This is a genomic window from Sphaerospermopsis reniformis (assembly GCF_005402885.1).
GTDB classification, from domain to species: Bacteria; Cyanobacteriota; Cyanobacteriia; order Cyanobacteriales; family Nostocaceae; genus Sphaerospermopsis; species Sphaerospermopsis kisseleviana.
The window spans coordinates 1-21,821 of the sequence record NZ_BJCE01000047.1 but is presented as its reverse complement, the minus strand read 5'-3'; the positions used below and the strand labels follow the sequence as shown (position 1 = coordinate 21,821).

Genomic DNA, 21,821 nt, shown 5'->3' with positions numbered 1-21,821 from the left:
CAATTTACCTACCCATAATATTATTTGCAGTTATGGTTAACACTTCTGTAAAAACTGTCCATAATTATCCTGATTATATTCCGCCTTTAGAAAGTGGCGATCGCCTGACTCGTCCAGAATTTGAGCGCCGTTATAGTGCTATGCCAAATCTCAAAAAAGCTGAATTAATTGAAGGAGTAGTTTACGTGGCTTCCCCTCTGCGTTTTGAACCTCACGCCGAACCTCATGCTAATTTAATGGGTTGGTTGTGGTCTTATAAAATAGTTACACCTGGTGTCAGACTGGGTGACAATGCAACAGTAAGACTAGATTTAGACAACGAACCTCAACCCGATGCTGTACTATTAATAGATACAGCCTGTGGTGGCAAGTCTTATATAGGCGCAGATGGTTATATAGAAGGCGCACCAGAATTAATCGCAGAAGTAGCAGCCAGCAGTGCTACCAAAGATTTATATGATAAAAAAAGAGCCTACCGTCGCAATGGAATTGAAGAATATATAGTTTGGCAGGTTTTTGAAGGTACTGTAAGTTGGTTCAGTTTAAAGAATGGTGAATATATAGAACTGGTAGCAAATGAACAAGGAATAATTAAAAGTCAAGTATTTCCAGGTTTATGGCTGAATGTTTCCGCATTAGTAACAAGAAATATGTCACAAGTAATGGCTACTTTACAGACAGGTTTAAGTTCAGGAGAACATCAAGATTTTGTAGAAAAATTAGCTGGAAATAGTTATATATCCTGAAATATCCGTTGTTTCACCCGTTCTAAAACGGCTTTCTCCTCAACAGATAGCCCTGCAAATAACATTTCATATATTAATGGTACACCTAATTCTAACTCCTCTAAAAGATGATACTGACTAAATACATCTTCTGGTGTTCCTTCTAAGATCAATCTTCCTTTATCCATAACAAAAACCCAATCTGCCCAACGATAAACTAAATCTAAATCATGGGTAGCCATTAATAAAGTTGTGCCATTACCATGAATTTTTTTGAGCGTATTCATCAGGTTACGAGTGTGTTTTATATCTAAATATGCTGTAGGTTCATCTAATATTAAAAGTTGAGGTTCTAATACCATGACATCAGCTATAGAAACTCGTTTTTTCTGCCCTAAGCTAAGATGATGTACGGGTTTTTCTGCTAAACTGTTTAGCCCAAATTCACCTAATATTTTCTCGACTCTGATTTGAATTTCCGATGGGGATAAACCCAAATTACACAACCCATAGGATATATCTTCCTCAACAGTAGATGCGACTAATTGCTGTTCTGGATCTTGAAATACTAAACCAATTTTTTGCCGTAATTTTGTCAGATAGTTTCTATGATAGCTTAACGGTTCATGCAACCATTTGATAATTCCCCGTTCAGGTTTATATAAACCATTAGCTAATAAAAATAGCGTGGTTTTACCACAACCATTTTGACCAATTAAGGCACACTTTTTTCCAGAGGGAATTTTTATATTTAACCCATTTAAAACTGATTGTTGTGTACCTGGATAGGTGTAATATACTTGTTCAAATTCTAGTAAATATTCCTGCATTCCATCCTAATTCTATTGCTATTAAGACTACACAGCCACTAATTGCTTCAATAATATATCGTTTAGATAATTGATAACGTTGGGGATGCCAGACTCTAAATTCTTCTGTCATTCCCCTTGCTGCTAATCCCAAAGAAAAACGATGATATTGTTGTAAAGTACGCTGTAACAATTGTCCTATTAATATTGCTAAACTTCTCATTCCTATTTTCCAGTTGCGGTAGCCACAACGAGAATTTTGTGCTATCCATAATTCATTGGCTGTGTTTAGAATTATGAAAATAAACCGATACATTAATAATAATAAATCGGTTAAAATTGCTGGAAATTTTAAGTATCGTAGCGTTTGTAATAATTCTGTAAATGGCACAGTTAACATGAGAAAATATAAACAAGAAATGGCTGCAAAGGCACGACAAAAAATTACTAAAGCTTGTATACTTCCACTGTGACTAATGTAAATATAAACAGTACCAAACTTTAACCCATATATTAAATCTCTTTGAATTTGTGAAAAGTTAGCGAGGTTGACCATATTAATTGTTAATGCTGGTAAACTTGTCAACCAGAAAAAACTAGCAAAAATTAACAACCGCAAATAGATTTTCAGAGGAATTTTAGCATACACTACTGTCCAAATACCCATCCATAATGATAGTAAAATTTGTACAAATGGATGGGTGAAAAGTGCAAGTAACAGCGTAGTAAAGGCAAAGATGATTTTATGTGTTGGGGGAATTTGTCGCAGTTGATTAGTATAAGCTAAAGTATCTAATTTTAGGCTCATTGTGTAGACTTATTCTTCATGTTTTTGTTGTTGAGAACGTCCTTTATACAAACCAATAGCATAACCAATTACTCCCGCACCTATGGCAGCTTGAGCAGAAAATAATAAACTAGCTACTTCCCCACTAGGAGGTTCAAATATTGATTGAAACCAAGGTTGATATGCGGGTTGAATTTGACTAATGGCGGTTTTGGCTTTGTCATCGGCACCACCAAAATCAGCATTTCTGACTAATATGAGGGGAGCAAATGCTAACGCGAATACAGCTAAGACTAATAGCCAGTTATTAAAATCTTGTTTAGACTGATTCATTACTTTCAGTTTCCCGTTTGATTAACTTTAGCAATTCTAATTCTTGAGGATTATAGGATTGTAACCAATTCCATACCAACACCGTTAGCAGTCCTTCACTAATAGCTAAAGGAACTTGAGTAATAGCAAAGATACCAGCGAACTTGGTAAATGAAGCGATAAACCCACCAACAGGTGCGGGAAAAGCTAAAGCCAGTTGGATAGAAGTAATAATGTAGGTGAGTAAATTAGCGATCGCTGCTGATAAAAATATAGCAATTCTTTGTTTACCACTACACCGAATAATGAGATGATAGATCCAGTAAGCGGCAAACGGTCCAGCGATCGCCATTGAAAAAGCATTTGCTCCCAGAGTTGTCAAACCACCATGTGCCAGTAACAAAGCTTGGAACAATAGTACCAAAGTTCCTAAAACTGTCATCGTCAAAGGTCCAAACAGCACCGCACCTAACCCTGTACCTGTGGGGTGAGAACAACTACCTGTCACAGAAGGAATTTTTAACGCTGACAAGACAAAAGTAAAAGCACCAGCTAACCCCAACAATAACTTCAATTCTGGGTTAGCTTGAGTAATGCGAGTCAAACTTCGCAAACCGAAAACAAAAAATGGTAATGCTACAACCCACCAAAAAACCGCCCATTGCACTGGTAAAAAACCTTCCATAATATGCATAGCATAGGCAGGTTTAGGTAAACCAACTACTAAGTAAAAACTAATAAATCCCATCAGGGTTAGACTCATCCAACCCCGTTTTTTTAGAGACATAATCTGTACCTCGCAGATTGATGTAAAAGTATTGTCATCGGCGGGCATCCTGACTTAACCTAATAATGGTTCACAGTTGCGGGACAGCGCCGGACTTGCACCGAACTTTCCCCCTTGCGTCCAATGACTGCTCCTCATCAGAACCGATGGGAGTAACAATATCATGACTAACGCCAGTTGCTAGTAAAGTTTTGCAAATATAGCAAAAGTCAGGAGTCGTAGGAGCGAAGCATTCGGGCGACTAATTATCAATTAGACATCTCCGAAAATTAAAGGCGAAGCCATAGTAAAATAAAGTATCGGAGCGTGGCGGAGATACTTTAATTTCATTTCGGTGGTTGTGGCTCACTCGATTTTCTTATAAATTTCCCGGACAATACTACCACCAAGCACAAAAAAGGCATCGACAGGCTGTGAAGAAGCAAAAACTAAGGTTATAGTAGTGAAAGTCAGCCAACTTAGCAGGATCAAACACAACCCAAAAGCAATATTTCGTAACAATCGCCACAGTTTTCTAAATCTCATCAGCCAAGAAACTAATGATTTGATGGTAGGTTTGTGCTTCATAACATAGAAAATTAAAGCTTTATTGTTTAATATTGAAAAATCCAGCCATCAAGTCAACAAAGCGCTATCTTAGGAAAAGGATCTTAGTTGAAAAAAGAAAAGAGTGATGAAATTCACACAAATGCTGTGGCTGCTTTAACAGTAAAACCACTTCCATCCCAGCGATATTTATTAATAAAAAGACCGTAATTTCCACATCATTTACAAAGGAAAAAATGATGGATTAATCTTAGATTAAGCATAGCTCATAAGTAGAGTATAAAAACTTAAAAATTTCAGGAAAGCCTGATTGCTAAACTGTCAACAATACAATTATTTATTCCATCTGTATACATGAATCAATCTGCGAAACGTCACTCACCGCTCCAAGCAGCCTTGATTGGTGGAGCGATCGCTACAACTGCTACTATATCTTTATTTGGTCAAGCTTGGACAAAGTGTGTTCAAGCCGCTTTACAAGATAGTCCAAAAGCGTTAGTTGACCAAGTATGGCAACTTGTAAATAGGGAATATGTTGATGGCAAATTTAATCAACAAGATTGGCAAGCAATTAGGCAAAGCCTGTTAAGCAAAGAATATACCTCCAATGAACAAGCTTATGTAGCTATCCGCCAAGCCTTGCAAAGATTGGGTGATCCTTACACGCGGTTTATGGATCCCAAGCAATTTGAAGCCCTCACCCGTCAAACATCTGGAGAGGTTACGGGAATTGGCATTCGCATGGAAATCAACGAAAAAAACCAGCGATTGACAGTGGTTGAACCTCTAGAAAATTCTCCAGCCCAGAAAGCAGGTATTAAAACAGGGGATGAAATTGTAGCGATTAACGGTAAACCCACTCTCAATATGAAAGTGGAAGAAGCATCTAATTTGATTCGTGGTCAAGCGGGTACTGCCATCACCTTACGACTGTCAAGACCGGGAAAAAATCAGTTTGATGTCAAGCTGACGAGGGCAACTATCGAAGTTCCCATAGTAAATTATACCCTCAAACAAGACGGTGGCCGTCGCATTGGCTATATTCGGTTAAGGGAGTTTAGCAGCCACGCTGCGGATCAGATGCGAAAAGCGATTCGTGACTTGAATCGTCAAAACGCTGATTCCTTTGTCTTAGACTTGCGTGGCAACCCAGGCGGTTTATTACAAGCAAGTATTGAAATAGCGCGGATGTGGCTAGATAATGGTGGCATTGTCAAGACAGTAGACCGTGTGGGAGATAGTGAAGAAACCAAAGCCAATCGCACAGCTTTGACAAATCGACCCTTAGCTGTACTTGTAGACGGTAATTCCGCTAGTGCTAGTGAAATTCTCACCGGCGCACTCAAGGATAATAACCGGGCGGTAGTTGTAGGTAGTCAAACCTTTGGTAAAGCCTTGGTACAATCAGTCCATGAACTGAATGACGGTTCTGGGTTAGCTGTCACCATTGCCCACTACTATACCCCCAAAGGTACGGATATTAACAAGACAGGAATTATACCAGATATTCAGCTAGATTTAACGGAAGCACAGGAGCGTCAGTTAGCTGCTAATCCCAATTTAATTGGAACTCTAAATGACCCACAATACGCTCGTGCTATTCTAGCTCTCTCTAATACAAAATTTGCCCAACCTACAACACCTTCTCAAACTTCTCAAAATACTCAACCTTTGAGTATTCGCGCTGAAGATTTGAAATTTTAATTTTAAGGAGTCAGAAGTCAGGAGTCAGTAGGGGCAAACCCCCCGTGGTTGCACTTACAGAAGTCAAGAGTAAAGACTTGAAAAATAAGATCCCCGATTTCTTGAAGATGTCGGGGATCTGCTATTATTTATACTATAAATAGGGGTTGCTGAATAAAACGGATTGCCCCTTCAGGGGCAGTCATGGTAGATTGTTTTTAACAGGAATGGTAATCAACCTGTATAAAAACCTAACTGCCTAACGGCAATCTGTACTTTGACAACTGAAGATTGGTGGGTTCTATTCCATAGTTCTAGTTTCTTGCGAGGAATAGGTAAAATCTACCCTTCGGGAAGGCGCTTCGCGTCTACATGGGAGCTAGACTTGTGTTGAGCGCACTTGTACTGAGCCTGTCCTGAGCCTGTCCTGAGCCTGTCCTGAGCCTGTCCTGAGCGGTGTCGAAGGGCGGTGTCGAAGGGCGCAGTCGAAGTAAGTCGAAGTAGTCGAAACACGACACAGAATTTAAACTCAAACAAAATTTGGCATCATCCAACTAGGGAAGGGCATTCCCTAAGTAACGCTTGGGGAGAGAACCACCTCTGGATGAGAAACTGCAAGGGATCTAGTCTAAGTGGACTCGTTGAATCAAGAATATCTGCTCCTTTAGGACGCAGAGTGCCAAAATGGAGAAGCAGATTTACCAGACAATTAGAACATAACTTGCCTCAAATCTTCCTCATCCCCAGTACCCAATCTTAACCAACTTTCGCTAAATTAGAGAAAGGTAAATCAACAGCAAATCTAAGGGAATTTTCAATGTCAGCACAACTGTTACTGGTAGATGATGAACCAGGGTTACGGGAAGCCGTGAAAGACTATTTACAAGAAAGCGGCTTTAGTGTTCAAGTTGCCAGTAACGCCCGTGAAGGTTGGGAATTGATGCAACAAAATACACCTGATTTGGTGATTTCTGATATTATGATGCCCCAGGTGGATGGCTATCAGTTTCTCAAACAACTGCGAGAGGATCCACGGTTTCATGCATTACCAGTAGTATTTTTAACTGCTAAAGGCATGACAGGCGATCGCATTCAAGGATATCAAGCGGGTGTTGACGCTTATCTACCCAAACCATTTGATCCTGATGAATTAATAGCCATTGTAGAAAATTTACTCACCCGTCGCACTGCTCAAGCCCCAGCGATAGGAGAAGATAGTGAAAACATGGACATTGCCAAATTAGCCCATGAAATTTCCAAAATCAAAGATTTGTTAAGTCCCAGAACTGCCATTGCCCAGACTCCACCTCCATTTAAAATTGATTTAACCCCCAGAGAGCAAAGTGTATTAAACCTAGTAGCACAAGGGTTGATGAACAAAGAAATTGCTCGCCGCTTAGAAACCAGCGTCCGCAACGTCGAAAAATATGTCAGCCGGTTATTTAGTAAAACAGGTACTAATAGCCGTACAGAATTGGTAAGATTTGCTTTAGAACATGGACTAGCTCAGTAGTAGCCAAACTAAAAAAGAATATCACCATGATCAAGAGGATTTACAGAGACAGCTTTCTGATTCAAATTGAATGAAAACGATTGGTAAGATTGGTACAATGCACCTGGTTGAGTTTGCTATCAAACTCTACTAAATGTAAATGGGTTCTTGTGATAGAAATGAAACCCTAAGTTTTTGTGAAATTTCCCTGAGTATAAATTTTCAACCACCCTAACCAAAAATTTGAGCAAGGGATGAGCGAATCAACAGACATCCAGGTTTTGAGGTAGTGCAACTGGCAAGGGGTTAATGTAGATGCTGAATTGAACTTATAGATAATCTTCTTGGTTGTGTTGTAGAGTGACTTTATTTCTCTCTATTGTCTATTGGCTGTTATCAACAAAGTTTCTTAAGCGCATCAGTTGTCGTCTCATTTGAGGTGAGGCTTTGAACTCAGAAACCTCCTGCGCCTTTACAGACGCTTGTAGTGTTTCCAAAAAGTCATCAGATCCCTCAGTGAGTGCGTCTAGTAGCACCTGCAAAAGCTGTTCGCGATCGCCTAACAGACTCTTTTCCTCAATCAAACGGAACTTGAGATGTATTTCGCACTCATAGACACCTACTTCGAGATTATTGATTTGACGCGGTAATGCTTTGGAGTTCATAGTTTTGAGGATTCCTTTACTGGGTGTTTATACAGGTGAGAAACTAAAATATCCAGAAAAAAAATTCTTTATATTTCCTTTAAATACAAAGAACTGATTGAATGTAAGAGGCTTTTCTCATCCATCAAATTTGCGTTCAATTTCTCACTCCCCCCTATTTTTATTCCAAGTGGTTTTTTACTGTCTAGGTTTTGATATTCCCGTGGTAGTTTTGGCATATCTAATTCATACACTATTATTCAGTTTTTAAGATTCTATACAATAAAGTTTCTGTAAGAACTTGTCCAACCTTTTTCAAAGTTTTTACATCAACTTTATGGAAACGTCAATAACTGTGCAACTTTTTACGCTAATCATAGTGAGGTTACTTATGGAAATTGGTGATTATTTTCCCTTTGTTATCCGCCAGTTAACATTTTAGGCAATTTAGGTTAAATCAACAATGTGTTCTTTTTGATCTGTAAAAATTTAATGGGTAAGATAGTAAGTTTGTCAACTGTAGAAATTCGGTTGTAGATCATCACATATACACTGAACTAAATTATTTTAGCCCAGAATTTTTTCCAATTCTTACTGGTTCTAAATATTACTGGCTATGTCGAAAAAGATATTTTCAACTCAAAGCTTGTAAGTTAAAACAATTAAGCTGAGGGAGAGCAGTTAAAATAGTTGCAGTGTAATTAGCCGAAATCTTACACCTTTTTATGGATAACCCGATGCTGCTCAAGTCCACAACCCGTCATATTCGCATTTTTGCGGCGGAAATGGAAAAAGATGAACTAGTTCCTAGCAATCACGTCTTGACGTTAGATGTTGACCCAGACAACGAATTTAACTGGAATGAAGACACACTACAAAAAGTTTATCGTAAGTTCGATGAACTAGTAGAAGCTTCCAGTGGTGTAGACCTAACAGATTATAACTTACGTCGGATTGGGTCAGACCTAGAGCATTTTTTGCGATCGCTCCTACAAAAAGGTGAAATTAGCTACAATCTCTCTAGTCGCGTTACTAACTACAGCATGGGACTACCCCAGGTTGCATCTAACGCCAATAAATAAGATGGAGAGTGGTTGTTGATGAGTTACAAGATTTATAACTACATTTATAACTCTATAACTCACCAACAAATTAGGTGTATGGCAAAACTACCCCCAAAGAGGTAGCTATCCTGGAGAAAGAGGAGAAAAGGCAAGGGTGCAGGGTGCAGGGTGTAGGGAAAAAGTTCAAAGTTCCCAGTTAATAATTCCCAATCCCCAATCCCCAGTCCCAATCTCCTATTATCATTGAGTACAAAAACATCAGCGGACTAAATTACCGCTACTCATGCTGTTGAATAAATTGCCAATCGCTGATCGGTTCGACAAATATGGAAAATGACGCGGCAACGCTTTACTGACCAAATGAATATTGTCAAGCTGCCAATCCCTTGACCCACAAGTATTGCCAGCGATGCTCCACACCCTTACCCAAGCGTTACCTGTGGGCAGTGGCAGATAGTGTGAGCCTGGGTAGTCCTGGAGAAATTTTAGCCGATCGCTATTTGGTCATTGGTCAATCAATCATTCTTGATCTCAAACCTGGTTTACTACCCCAAATACCTGAATTAGATAATTTATACCACATTAAAGCTTATCTAAGACTCATACCTTACCGCTTGCATATACCACAAGTGTATGGGATCATCTCTCTCCATGAAGGAAAATCTCAACCAGAAATCTTAGTTCTAGAAAAACCGCCCCTGTCAGTTGATAGTACATATACTCAAGTACATCTGTGCAGCCAGCTAACAGCAGCGTGGGATGATGCCTCATCAATGCGGCAAATGAATTGGCTGTGGCAGATAGCGCATTTGTGGCAACCGCTTTTGACTGAAGGAGTCGGTTCTAGCTTATTAGACCCCTATTTAATCAGAGTGGAAGGGGGTTTAGTGCGGTTATTAGAATTGCGTTTTGATCAGCAAACAGCACCAACATTGTCACAATTAGGAGTATTTTGGCAACAACTCCTCAAAAATGCCAAGCCAGCCATAGCTGAATTCCTCAAGCAAATTATTGATGCTTTAATTGATGGTGAAATCCACTCATCTGAACAATTAATTACGGTTTTAGATCAAGGACTGACAGGATTGGGGATCGCCTCCTGTGGACGAAACTCGCCAATCCCAAGCACTAACATTAAAATTATTACCCAAACAGATAAAGGACCTTCTCGTCAACGCAACGAAGATGCTTGTTACCCACCTAGTGGCGTTCTCGTGAGTAAACCTCCCCAGCAAACCGCCTTAGCTATTGTTTGTGATGGTATCGGTGGACATGAGGGAGGCAACATAGCATCAAATTTAGCCATTGAAACTATTGAGCAAGAGGTGATGCAACTCACTTCTGTTGCTGATGAAAACATAGATCCCTTCAGAATCATCAATAATTTAGAACAAGCAGTAGCACTTGCAAACGATAAAATTAGTCAGCGTAATGATACGGAACATCGCCAAGGACGGCAAAGGATGGGAACTACTCTAGTTCTAGCCTTACCGATTGGCCATGAAATGTACATTACTCATATTGGTGATAGTCGTGCTTATTGGATTACGCGCCACGGTTGCTATCAAGTTACCTTAGATGATGATGTAGCTTCTCGTGAAGTACGATTGGGCTATGCTATTTATCGCGAAGCATTACAACATAGTGGTTCTGGCTCTTTGATCCAAGCTTTAGGCATGAGCAAGAGTGCCTCATTGCATCCTACGTCCCAACGATTTATCATTGATGAAGATGCTGTTTTCTTGCTCACCTCCGATGGATTGAGTGATTTTGATCGAGTAGAAGAGTTGTGGGAAACGGAAATTTTACCAATTCTTGGCGGCAATACAAATATAGAAGATGTTGCAGCCCGACTCATAGAAATTGCCAACACTAAAAATGGACATGATAATGTCACCATCGCTTTAGTACATTACCAAGTCAAATACTGTGAACCAGATATCATTCTCCAAGCGGACATTCCGACTATTACTTCGACTTCGCTCAGTACAAGTTCAGCCAGCAAAACAGTAGATTTGACACCAAGAACCACAAATGTAACTGCTTTAGGCAATGAGTACCAGCAAACTCAAATAATTTCAGAAACCAAGCCTGGGCGTACTGCCAAACTACCGCTACAGTTGTTAATTATTTTAGGTGTGCTTTTAGGAGCCGGTGGACTGGGATATTGGCTCAAAATCCAACGAGAACCACAATCGACAATTACCCCATCAACTCCGTCTGCAACCCCACAACCAACAACAACGAAAACACCAACACCATAAAACTCAGAAAACCCACAAGATTTATCGCCATCAAATGATGACCAAACTCCCGCGCCTTAGTGATTCTCATCACCATCATGGGATATCATAATGCTGGTGATCACTAAAATTAAAATTCACTTTCCAGACAAAACTTGTTGTCAATTATTAGTTCTTAGAGTTTAGTTTCCACAAATCCATGTCCTGCCTAAATCTGGCGATCGCTCGTCTAGTAAATACTGGAAATGATAATTTCGCCATTTGGGTCGTTAAAGCTCCCTATCCCAGTGGTTATGTTTTGCGTGACTGTGTTTTTTCTCCTGAACTGAGTCAAATTTGGCAAGAATGGCAGCAAATGTTTGCTGGTCATAGTCCCCTGGATATTGCTTTGGCTTCGACATCTCCAGGGGCTAAGTACATGACAATTGATTTGAATTTACCCCAGGTCGGTCAAACTACCAGTCCCTACAGTAGTCGGTTGATGCAATATTTAGGCATCAGTTTATGGCGTTGGGTATTCGATGGACAAATTCTTGGTAGTCTAGAACGTAGTCGCGGTATGGCTATGGGTCAAAATAAACGGTTGCGCTTGCGATTGGAAATTCGTGACCCTGATCTAATTGCGCTACCTTGGGAAATTATGCAGCGCGAACCCGGCCAATCAGCAATATCTCTTTCCCAAGATATTTTATTTAGTCGGACTATTAGTGAAGTTGAACCTCTGCCAAATTTACGAACAGATCCAGCTTTAAAAGTCCTGTTGGTTTTGGGGCATGATGATAAATTAGAATTGGAAAAAGAAGCTGCTATTCTGGAAAAAATTTTGTCAGAATGTAGTCCATCTCAGAAAAATTCTGTATCAGCTTGTCTGGTGAAGACACTCTTGCAACCCACTTCACAACAGTTAATTCAAGAGTTAGAAACCCAAAGCTACAACGTCTTTTTTTACGCTGGTCATGGTATGCCAGACCCTGATGGTGGTTTATTATTTTTGGGGCCTGATCTGACCCTCAATGGCATCGAATTAGCCCAAGTATTAACCCGCACAGGTGTAAAATTAGGGGTGTTTAATGCCTGTTGGGGAGCGCAACCAGCAGCAATTAATCAACAAGCTATACCTGCAAGTAGTTTAGCGGAAGTCCTGATTCGTCATGGTGTCCCTGCAGTACTAGCGATGCGGGATGAAATTGCAGACCAAGAAAGTCACAGTTTTATTCAAGCTTTTGCCGAAGCTTTGCGATCTCGTAAACCAATTGATGAAGCAGTGGCAGCAGCTAGACAAGAACTGTTAACAGTATATAAGTTTAATCAACCAGCTTGGACTTTACCAGTTCTCTACCTGCATCCAGATTTTCATGGTGATTTGATCAAAAGTGTGGATGAAGGAATTACGGAATTACCAGATACTGCTGTTTCTGGTATAAATTCCCCAATACCTACGGCTTCTTTGCGATCGCTTTCACCAGAAGGTAAAACTTGGTTACTACGTTCTGGTGTCACTCGTATTGGTCGCACTAAAGATAATGATATTGTTATCCCTGAACTCTATGTTTCTAAACGCCATGCCGAAATTCTCTGCCGGAATATTATCGCTGGTTCTCAATCAGTTCCCACTTATTACCTGCAAGATTTTTCTACTTACGGTACAACTTGGTGTTTAAGTCCAAATGGTTGGCAACAAATTCTCCGTGAAGAAATACTTCTGACATCAGGTATGAAATTAAAGTTTGGCAGTGCTAAAGGCGAAACATGGGAATTTGTGATTGAAGATATGAACAGTGATTGGTGATTGGTGATTGGGAAGAGTAACTAATGACTCATGACTAATGAATTATTTTTTGCGGAAATTTGAATATTCCAGTTGTAGCTGACAACAAGAATAAATTAATGCTAATTAATTGTGAGGTGAAACATGATTAATAAAATCCATGAGTTAGATACTTGTCAATTTTTACCATCGACAGTAGATTTAGAATTATTAGCAGCACTACTACAACCTGAAGATGAGACTTATCCGTGGGATCTGGCTGATCAAGAATCAGAACCTTATTTTCATCAACTAGAACAGCAATTTGAATATGATGATTTACTAGGAGAAGACCTGACTAGGCGATCGCAAGATTTTTATCAGAATTTAGACAAAATTTGGGATCAAGTTTACCATTCTAAAACTGACCGTGATGAACAACCATCTAAATGTATAAAATCAGCTTTACACAGTGTTTTTGCTCCTTCTATTCCTTTAAGTTGGCTAAATACTATCGCTCAAAAAGCATCGGAAATTATCAATAATGTAGAACAATCTACAAGTGAGAAATTAGTAGAATGTGTGCAAACTTTACTGCCAAATTTGCTCACAGAAGACTTATTTGTTTTAGCCCGTCGTTTTGAACCTGCTATGCGAAGTAATGACCAACAAAAATTGGCAGTTATAATCAGCAATATTGAAAATCGAGATTGGACAGGTTTATCAGAAATAGAACAGGCGAAAGTTAGTTTAGCAATTGCTGATTATGCCTTCAAAGAACTTTCTAATTTACAAGATGAATCGTAAATTTCTGCCGATACAAAAAAGCTAACTAGGGTTTGCTGAAAAAGTCTTTCCGTTAGGAGTCAGGAGTCAGGAGGAGGTTTGAAAATTTCTTTACTATCTCTAGAAATCCAAAAAAATGCACACTTTTTCAGATATACCCTTGAAAAGCCTTGCACTTTTTTCCTCTTTATCAGCCTGTAACCTTTGTTCTGTCTGGGTTTTACATTTATTCAGCAAACCCTACTTAAAGAAAAAATCGTTCCTATCCAACTCTTGAAACTGTCACCGTGGCGTAGCACCTGTCACCTGTCACTGGTCCTTCACAGATAACTTTTTCAGCAAACCCTAGCTAGGGCTTGCGGTAACAGAACTTGTCGAAGTGTCGAAGTGTTCCCTGTTCCTTGCCTCCACGACAAGACTTTGATGCCTGACAGCATGCTACGCGAACCGCAAACCCTACTTGTGTTCGAGGAAGCGAGTAGCGAAATTTTGCGATCGCGTGGGTGATAATGCTCATGCTTTGAGAATTGCGGCCATCAAAAATGCATAAGATAAAACACCGACAACCACCAACAGCAAAGCATTAATAGAACCAGTAGCATTCCATAAAGCATGGAGAGCGGAGGCGCTTAAATAACCAACAGTGAGAATTTGCCAACCCATCAAAGGTTTGAGGACAGCTAACCCGATAAAATAGCCTAAATAGCCGCTATAAGCCATGTGTCCAGCGACAGAACCTAAAATGCGGGGAATTAATAGTTGTAAACCCACCAGTTGACCTGCGCCTACTCCTGATTGTTGAGTGACATTTTGTGTAATCATTGGTACATATTGGCCAAGAGTTTCCAGCAAAGTAAAACCCACAGCAGAAGCAGTTCCCAGAAGAATGCCATCTAGTGGTTCCCAAACTCCGATCCGTTCTTTCCAAGGTGATGGTACTGAATCACCGATGAAATATGCAGCTAATATTGGTAATGCCTTGAGTAATTCCTCCATTAAACCTGCACCAAAGAACATTCTGATCAGTAATTCGGTGAAGGTAATAGAATCTTGAGATGAGGGTAAACTACCAGGCAAAATCACGCGAAATACAAAGATAAAAAAATCTAATAAAGGACTAACTAAAATTAGCATTGTACTCACTGCCATAGCTATGAGTACCCACCAAGGCTTTTGTTTACCGCAAAGTTGGTAAACAAAGTAATAAGCAGCTGAGGCGATATAAGAGCCAACAATTACTTGATTTGCTTGGGGATGACCTACAGTACCGAACATTAACACTACAAAGATTACTGTTAATATTCCTGGTATGAGGTAAGCTTTGCGAGTTAAATCTTTACCGGTGGAAATGATGGGAAATAGCTGTGTGAAACTAACAGAGTCATGCTGTGAGTGCAGTTTTCCATTTTTGGTAGAGGCTCTTGCTGTACCTTGGTTAGTTGTGATTACGGTTGGTTGGGAAACAAATTCATGCTCAAATATGAATTGTGGACCATCAGCACCCAAAGAAATGCGATCGCCGTGGTGTAATTCCTGAGAACCTACCAAAAGTTGACCATTTAAAAAAGTACCATTGGCACTGTTTAAATCGCAAATCACCCAGCTAAATCTGCCATCTGGTGATAGGTAGAGGGGACGAACCACTGCATGACGACGAGACACCATCCTGTACATCATGGCATCCAAGACAACTTGGCAGCTAGGATCACGTCCAATGACCATTTCTTGATTCGGAAGCAGTGAGTAGCGAGATTCTGACTGGGAAGCTACTTCATTACTAGACACTAGCCGCAGAAATGCATTCTGTCTTGCGTTTTTGCCTGTCATCGAGTTAGTGAGTGTGTCTAAACAAATTCATGGCTTATGCCATGCTACGCGATCAAATGTTTGGGTAGTAGACTTAATCTTAGCCTGAGAAACGGCAGCACCTCCGATAAATACAACTATAGCTTCACTAACCGATGCTTTGCTCCAGTTCAAAATACAAAATGTTGAATTAACAGCAGTCAGGAGTCAGAAGTCAGGAGGCTAAGTTATCTGACATTCTGCTATTGCTTTGGGAAAGTTGTTGTTTTCATGTCCAGAACGGCTGAGTTTAATGAGAGCGAACCTTTGTAATTGAGTTAACTTTTCCCACTTTTGTAAGGTAATAGTCACACCTATTGCTTGTGCTTTTTCCTGAACACTGGGTGGTATAGTTGCAATGTCCATCCAAGGGGGATGAGGTTCAATGGGTAATTTAGTAGCTTGGTTGCCTGTATGTTCTAAAATTAATTTTTGTAGGTAATCTTGGTAAAATTGAATTTCTGTTTCTTTGGCACAAGGTAATTCTACTAAATTAGCACGTTCTAATGTAGTCATCTGATGCCAATCAGACAATTTCAATTTAATACCACAGGTATCCAATTTGTAACGGACTTGCATCGGTATACAACGGAGAGAGTCAACAAAATCTGCTTCAAATTCAAAAAATTCGGCTGTCATGGGATTTTAGATTTTGGATTTTAGATTTTGGATTTTGGATTTTATGTAAGTAATCAGCTATCAGTAATCAGCTTTTACCTATAAGTGTGGATTAGGAAAATTTTGCAGATGAAATTTGTGTTTTTTAGTATCTTGCTGACTGCTGTTATCGTAGCGTGCCTTTAGGCATTAGCTTACAGCCAAATGCTGAAAGCTAATTTTGATCATTAGACCTACTAGAACGAATTATTAAATAACTAATTGAAAGAGCAAGTACAGCAATTCCTAAACCAATAATATCAATTCCTGTGACTTTTTCTAAATCTAGAATAATAATTTTTCGGGCAACAGCAATTAAAGAAGTAACAATTACTAATTCAACTTGAAAAACGTGCTTTTTGAGATAAGCTGTGATATTTTCTAAAATTTCTAAAGCAATGAGAATATTTAAAAATAAACCAAATACCTTAAATACAACTTTCTTAAATTCACCATAGGGCGCATTAAATAATTCGTTGAACAGAAAAATACTTAAATCTGAAATTGCCACAAAAATAACTATTACCATCAAAATGGAGAGAATCTTAGAAACTATTACTTCGATGTTTTCAATGACGTGCATGAAGTTATCGTCGCTAGTCCAAGCTTTAATTTGCTTAAATAATCTCTTCATTAGTTTCTCACACTCCAATTGATACTCCAAAATAAATCTTCAAGAATCATCAAGAATAATCGTTACTATAGATTATGGACTATATTAGCCGTTCTTGAGGAATTTACTTAGAAGTTTACCATTGTGAAGCTTACCATTGTGAAGACTGAAGCTGATAATTTTTGGTGGTAATTTCTACAGAAATTGGAACTAACTGCACAGCACAAGCTTTTAATTCTGGTTGCAAAGAATCAGGACATGATTCAGAATGAGTTAAAGCGTTAGCTTCAGCATCATCTGCCCATAGCTTACCCCAGTGCATGGGGACAAAAACAGTACCGGGGGATATAGCTTGAGTGATTTTAGCAGGAAACTTAGCTGAACCACGACGCGATCGCACTTCCACCACCTGACCATCAACAATACCTAATTTTTCTGCATCACGGGGATGAATTTCTAGAAACGGTTCGAGGTGCATTTGTTTAATTTTATCAATTCTTCCGGTGCGGGTTTGGGTGTGCCAATGCCCGTATAATCTGCCAGTAGTTAAGATAAAAGGATAATTAGGATCAGGTGGTTCAGCTAAACCTTTAGAATAATATGCACCAAACTTAGCGCGACCATCTGAAGTATGAAAACGTAAATTTGTATATAAACGTTGAGTTTCTGAATTGTTACCCTGAAAAAAAGGCCAATGAGTTGGACCATTTATTGATAACAACTCATGACTTAAACCAGACATATCACAAGGACGATCACAAGTTAATTGAACAAATTCGTGATAAACTTCGGCGGAATTTTGAAAGTTAAACTTATCTTGAAAACCTAATCTTCTGCCCACTTCTGCGAAAATTTCCCAGTCTGGTTTTGCTTCTTTTGGTGGTGTTTGAAAAGCTGAACATAACGTTACTCTTCTTTCAGAATTAGTCATAATTCCAGTTTTTTCACCCCACTGCGCTGCTGGTAATAAAAGATGGGCATAACTAGCAGTTTCCGTAGGATAATAAGCATCTTGATAAATAGTAAAAGAAGATTTTAATAACGCTTTTTTAGTCCGTTCTAAATCTGGCATACTCACAGCAGGGTTAGTTGCAGCTATCCATAATAATTGGACATTTCCAGATTCTAAACCTGTAATCATATCCCAAGCAGTTAAACCAGGAATAGGTGAAATTTTACCCCTTTCTAAACACCAAAAGTCCTCAACTTCTTGGCGATGTTCTGCATTTTTTACTAACCGATATCCTGGTAATAAATGCGATAAACCTCCTGCTTCTCTACCTCCCATTGCATTAGGTTGACCTGTTAAAGAAAAAGGACCAGCACCGGGTTTACCGACTTGTCCAGTCATTAAATGTAAATTAATAATAGTTCTAACTTTTGCAGTACCTTCAGAAGATTGATTAACACCCATTGACCATAAAGAAAGTACAGATTTTGATTTACCCCAATATTTTGCAGCCGTTTCTAAATCTTCAATAGAAATACCACATTGACGGGCAACAATATCAGGAGAATAATGACGAATTACTTCTGCATAATCTGGAAAATTGCTAGTACAATCATCAATAAAAGCTGTGTCTAAATAATTCCATTTCATTAATAAATGGGCAATTCCATTTAACAAATCAATATCAGTACCGGGACGAATAGCTAAATGTAAATCTGCTGCTTGGGCGGTAGGAGTGCGACGGGGATCTACAACTACCATTTTTACATGACGATTTTTTTTATGATATTTAGCTAATCTATTAAATACAATAGGGTGACATTCTGCGGTATTTGTTCCTATTAAAAAAGCACAGTCTGTTAATTCTAAATCATCATAACAACAAGGAGGTCCATCAGAGCCAAAACTTTGTATATACCCAGATACCGCACTAGACATACAGAGACGGGAATTAGCATCGAAGTTATTAGTTCCTAAACAACCTTTGAGTAATTTTTGGGCAATATAATAATCTTCTGTTTGAAATTGTCCAGAACCATACATACAGATTGATTCTGCACCGTGATTAACTAATGTTTTTTGAATATTTTGGGTGATAATATTCAAGGCTTCGTCCCAGGTAATGCGTTGAAAATCTTGATTTAATGATTTTCTAAACATGGGATAATGTAATCTATTTTTGTGAATTGCTTCGGTAATTGTTGCACCTTTTACACATACCATTCCTTGACTTGACGGATGATTTTTGTCTCCTCTAACTCGCCAAGTTGGTGTTCCTTCGCTGTCTCTATTTGTAGGTTTTCCATGTTGTGCTGGCGGGGTGACTTCTAACCCACAACCAACTCCGCAATAAGGGCAAAGTGTTTTTGTAATTTCATTCATAATATTTGGGATTTTTTTATTGCACGCAGAGACGCAGAGAGAGGTTTTTGCATTTTCTTTGCGTTCTACCCTGCGGGATCTCCTGACTGAGATTGCGTCTTTGCGTGAGTTATTTAAGAATTTACTCTTCAATGTGGGCGCAACGACGATAGAGAAAGTCTAAAGCGTAATTTCTCAAATGATAATATTCTGGGTTTTCCATGATGAGGCGACGGTTACGAGGACGAGAGAAGGGAATTTCTAAAACTTCGCCAATATTTGCTGCTGGTCCGTTGGTCATCATGACTAATTTATCTGCTAGAAAAAGTGCCTCATCAATGTCATGGGTAATCATTAAAACTGTGACTTGATGATCTGACCAAATTTGCAGTAGTTCTTCTTGTAATTCTTCTTTGGTGATGGCATCTAAAGCACCGAATGGTTCATCTAAAATCAGGACTTGGGGACGAATAGCTAAAGCGCGGGCTATGGCTACTCTTTGTTTCATTCCTCCTGATATTTGATTGGGTTTCTTTTGGGCTGCTTCTGTTAGTCCTACCATTGCTAAATGTTCTCTAACTATTGCCCGTTTTTCGACTTGGGTTTTATTAGGAAATACGGAATCAACAGCGAGATAAACGTTATCAAAAACATTCAACCAAGGTAGTAAACAATAGTTTTGAAATACCATCATCCGGTCGGGTCCTGGTTCAGTGATGGGTTGACCTTGTAACCTTATTACACCGTTTGTAGGTTTATTAAATCCAGAAACCATATTGAGAAGTGTGGATTTTCCACAACCGGAATGTCCTATTAAACAAATAAATTCGCCTTCACGTACTTTCAGGTTAATGTCATCTAGGACGGTATATGGACCTTCGGCAGTGGGGTAAATTTTGTTGACTCCTTCAATTACTAAAAAGTCTTCTTGTTTCTGGGGTCGTGATTGTTTGTTGGTTTTGTTATTGAAGTTTAATATTGTCATGGTTTTTTACTAATAGGTAATGGGTAATTCAATTTTGGATTTTGGATTTTGGATTATTTTTGTCAACTCCAATCTAAAATATAAAATTATTCTGACTCCTGTACGGGCGTTCGCGAAGCGTGCTGGAAGCATCAGCATTTGGGCGACTAATTATCAATTTGTGTCCCTATTTTCCGAATGCTTCGCCCGTACTCTTTACATAAACACCTCTTCAACGCGAAGCTGGCGTTTAATTTCCGAACTTTTGAGATATTCAATTGGTTCGGAAGGGTTAAAGATTTTGCCATCAAATAGTTGAATTGTTTCTTCTCGTCCAATATCTAAAATGCCCATTTCTCTTGCGGCTGCACCAAATATATCTGGACGACAAACTCTATCAATGACTTCTACCCAGTTTTTGGGGAAAGCTACTAAGCCCCATCGGGCTAATTGGGTTAATATCCATAGCATTTCATTACGGTCGGGATAGTTGGCTTTATGGAAATAAAATTGATGGGAAGTTTGTTTTTGATGGTGATTATTTTGTGGGTAATTATCTATTAAACCAGAATCTAAATCTAAATTAGTTAATGTGAGAACTTCTTCCCGGTTGCGAGTGTCGTCACAATATTCACAGGCTGCTAATAGGGCTTTTATTAATGCTAAATGTGTTTGTGGATTTTCTTGCGCCCAGTCTTCTCGCACTCCTAAAATTTTATCAGGATGTCCATTCCAAAGTTCTGATGTGATGGCAATAATAGAACCTATATTTTTTGCAATTGCGTGTGTGTTCCAAGGTTCTCCAACACAGTAACCATCAATTTTTTTATCTTTTAAAGCATTCACCATTTCTTCTGGTGAAATTGTCATTAAACTGACATCTATATCTGGTTCAATTCCTCCTGCCGCTAACCAATAGCGTAATAATAAGTTCTGCATTGATGCAGGATGAACAATTCCCAAGGTATTGGTTTTGTCTAGATCAGCGTTGATAATTTTGTGAAATTCAGCTAAATTTGTAACCCCATTATTAAATAATTCTTTGCTGAAGGTAATGGCGCTACCATTGCGAGAAAGGGTCATGGCTGTAACCATTGAAATGGGCGTTTTACCACCTGCACCTAATGTCATTGCTAGGGGCATTCCTGCTACCATTTGGGCTGCATCAAGTTTACCTGTAGCTACACCTTTAGCAATTTCTTTCCAGCTATTTTCGGCTTGAAGGTTGACTTCTAAACCGTATTGTGCAAAGAAACCTTTTTCTTTGGCAATTATTAAAGGTGCGGCTTGGGTGAGGGGAATATAGCCAATTTCTAAATGTACTTTTTCTAAATTTTTGTTAGAAATAATTGCTGGGGCTGTGGGTTGTTTTTGGCGTTTTTTTGCTTGTTTTTGTTGGTTGAGGAAGTAGATCATTTCGTTCCGCAAGTTGTAATAACTGGGATGGTTAACTACTTCCAGACGTTGACGGGGACGGGGGATAGGAACTTCTAAAATTTGCCCAATATGTGCTTCTGGTCCATTGGTTAACATAATAATGCGATCGCTCAATAATAAAGCTTCATCAACATCATGTGTCACCATTACACAGGTAATTTTGTGTTCATTACAGATTTGCATTAATTGTTCTTGTAAATTACCTCTGGTTAACGCATCCAAAGCACCAAAAGGTTCATCTAATAACAACAATTTCGGACGAGTAGCTAAAGCACGGGCGATCGCAACTCGTTGTTTCATCCCCCAAGATAACTCACTAGGATGTTTGTTAGCTGCACGTCGTAAACCCACCAGATCAATATGTTCTTC

Annotated in this window: 19 protein-coding genes and 1 riboswitch; of the genes, 7 read left to right on the top strand and 12 right to left on the bottom strand. The window is 39.1% G+C overall.

All coding sequences use genetic code 11. The annotated features are described in order from the left end of the window. Positions 1–32 precede the first annotated feature (32 nt). A complete protein-coding gene (locus FFR48_RS09210) occupies positions 33–746 on the top strand; it encodes a Uma2 family endonuclease (RefSeq protein ID WP_137667151.1) in 714 nt (237 codons plus the stop codon). Here the strand turns inward: FFR48_RS09210 and FFR48_RS09205 are convergent. Genes FFR48_RS09205 through FFR48_RS09190 form a run of 4 tightly spaced genes read right to left on the bottom strand, consistent with a single transcriptional unit; the run spans position 734 to position 3,420 of the window. Next, complete coding sequence (locus FFR48_RS09205; RefSeq protein ID WP_096570555.1) at positions 734–1,555, bottom strand: energy-coupling factor ABC transporter ATP-binding protein; 822 nt, start codon at positions 1,553–1,555, stop codon at positions 734–736. The two genes, FFR48_RS09210 and FFR48_RS09205, sit on opposite strands and share 13 nt — an antisense overlap. Next, positions 1,530–2,342 carry a cobalt ECF transporter T component CbiQ gene (cbiQ, locus tag FFR48_RS09200; protein WP_137667150.1) on the bottom strand — a complete coding sequence of 271 codons (813 nt, stop codon included), beginning with the start codon at positions 2,340–2,342 and terminating at the stop codon, positions 1,530–1,532. Before cbiQ ends, FFR48_RS09205 begins: the two co-directional genes overlap by 26 nt. A gap of 9 nt (positions 2,343–2,351) precedes the next feature. Continuing rightward, on the bottom strand, positions 2,352–2,654 hold the full coding sequence (locus FFR48_RS09195) for an energy-coupling factor ABC transporter substrate-binding protein (protein ID WP_137667149.1): 303 nt from the start codon (positions 2,652–2,654) through the stop codon (positions 2,352–2,354). Further along, positions 2,641–3,420 carry an energy-coupling factor ABC transporter permease gene (locus tag FFR48_RS09190; protein WP_137667148.1) on the bottom strand — a complete coding sequence of 260 codons (780 nt, stop codon included), beginning with the start codon at positions 3,418–3,420 and terminating at the stop codon, positions 2,641–2,643. Before FFR48_RS09190 ends, FFR48_RS09195 begins: the two co-directional genes overlap by 14 nt. A gap of 22 nt (positions 3,421–3,442) precedes the next feature. Beyond that, positions 3,443–3,583: riboswitch (cobalamin riboswitch) on the bottom strand. A gap of 737 nt (positions 3,584–4,320) precedes the next feature. Here FFR48_RS09190 and ctpB point away from each other — a divergent pair. Together ctpB and FFR48_RS09180 are read left to right on the top strand one after the other, a co-directional pair. Continuing rightward, entirely contained in the window at positions 4,321–5,670 is a 1,350-nt protein-coding gene (ctpB, locus tag FFR48_RS09185; protein ID WP_096570547.1) for a carboxyl-terminal processing protease CtpB, read from the top strand. A 796-nt stretch (positions 5,671–6,466) separates the two neighbouring features. Next, the gene (locus FFR48_RS09180) at positions 6,467–7,162 is read left to right on the top strand and encodes a response regulator transcription factor (protein ID WP_137667147.1); all 696 of its coding nucleotides are present in this window, start codon (positions 6,467–6,469) and stop codon (positions 7,160–7,162) included. A gap of 362 nt (positions 7,163–7,524) precedes the next feature. Here FFR48_RS09180 and FFR48_RS09175 read toward each other — a convergent pair whose 3' ends face one another. After that, on the bottom strand, positions 7,525–7,806 hold the full coding sequence (locus FFR48_RS09175) for an Npun_R1517 family heterocyst differentiation transcriptional regulator (RefSeq protein ID WP_096570543.1): 282 nt from the start codon (positions 7,804–7,806) through the stop codon (positions 7,525–7,527). 704 nt (positions 7,807–8,510) lie between these two features. On the opposite strand from FFR48_RS09175, the gene FFR48_RS09170 reads away from it, so the two are divergent. The 4 genes from FFR48_RS09170 (at position 8,511) to FFR48_RS09155 (ending at position 13,646) form a co-directional block, all read left to right on the top strand. Beyond that, entirely contained in the window at positions 8,511–8,867 is a 357-nt protein-coding gene (locus FFR48_RS09170; RefSeq protein WP_096570541.1) for an NAD(P)H-quinone oxidoreductase subunit M, read from the top strand. Positions 8,868–9,235: 368 nt separating this feature from the next. Then, positions 9,236–11,113, top strand: coding sequence for a PP2C family protein-serine/threonine phosphatase (locus FFR48_RS09165; RefSeq protein WP_236104036.1), 1,878 nt, complete (start codon positions 9,236–9,238; stop codon positions 11,111–11,113). A gap of 178 nt (positions 11,114–11,291) precedes the next feature. Then, positions 11,292–12,881, top strand: a complete 1,590-nt coding sequence (locus FFR48_RS09160; RefSeq protein ID WP_096570537.1) for a CHAT domain-containing protein — start codon at positions 11,292–11,294, stop codon at positions 12,879–12,881. Positions 12,882–13,004: 123 nt separating this feature from the next. Further along, complete coding sequence (locus FFR48_RS09155) at positions 13,005–13,646, top strand: hypothetical protein (RefSeq protein WP_137667146.1); 642 nt, start codon at positions 13,005–13,007, stop codon at positions 13,644–13,646. Positions 13,647–14,138: 492 nt separating this feature from the next. Here the strand turns inward: FFR48_RS09155 and FFR48_RS09150 are convergent, their stop codons facing one another. The 7 genes from FFR48_RS09150 to FFR48_RS09125 all read right to left on the bottom strand — a co-directional run. Then, positions 14,139–15,452 (bottom strand): PrsW family glutamic-type intramembrane protease, encoded by a 1,314-nt coding sequence (locus FFR48_RS09150; protein ID WP_137667145.1) that lies wholly within the window; start codon positions 15,450–15,452, stop codon positions 14,139–14,141. Positions 15,453–15,479: 27 nt separating this feature from the next. Then, positions 15,480–15,605: a hypothetical protein gene (locus FFR48_RS30045; protein WP_265586215.1), complete on the bottom strand. Its 126-nt coding sequence runs from the start codon at positions 15,603–15,605 to the stop codon at positions 15,480–15,482. A 48-nt stretch (positions 15,606–15,653) separates the two neighbouring features. Then, complete coding sequence (locus FFR48_RS09145; RefSeq protein WP_137667144.1) at positions 15,654–16,109, bottom strand: nitrate reductase associated protein; 456 nt, start codon at positions 16,107–16,109, stop codon at positions 15,654–15,656. A gap of 193 nt (positions 16,110–16,302) precedes the next feature. Beyond that, positions 16,303–16,761: a phosphate-starvation-inducible PsiE family protein gene (locus tag FFR48_RS09140; protein WP_096570529.1), complete on the bottom strand. Its 459-nt coding sequence runs from the start codon at positions 16,759–16,761 to the stop codon at positions 16,303–16,305. 130 nt (positions 16,762–16,891) lie between these two features. After that, positions 16,892–19,072 carry a molybdopterin oxidoreductase family protein gene (locus FFR48_RS09135; RefSeq protein WP_137667143.1) on the bottom strand — a complete coding sequence of 727 codons (2,181 nt, stop codon included), beginning with the start codon at positions 19,070–19,072 and terminating at the stop codon, positions 16,892–16,894. Between the two features lie 121 nt (positions 19,073–19,193). Next, a complete protein-coding gene (locus tag FFR48_RS09130) occupies positions 19,194–20,036 on the bottom strand; it encodes a nitrate ABC transporter ATP-binding protein (protein ID WP_137667142.1) in 843 nt (280 codons plus the stop codon). A gap of 195 nt (positions 20,037–20,231) precedes the next feature. Further along, the coding region (locus FFR48_RS09125; RefSeq protein WP_137667141.1) for an ABC transporter ATP-binding/substrate-binding protein at positions 20,232–21,821 on the bottom strand (1,590 nt) is incomplete at its 5' end.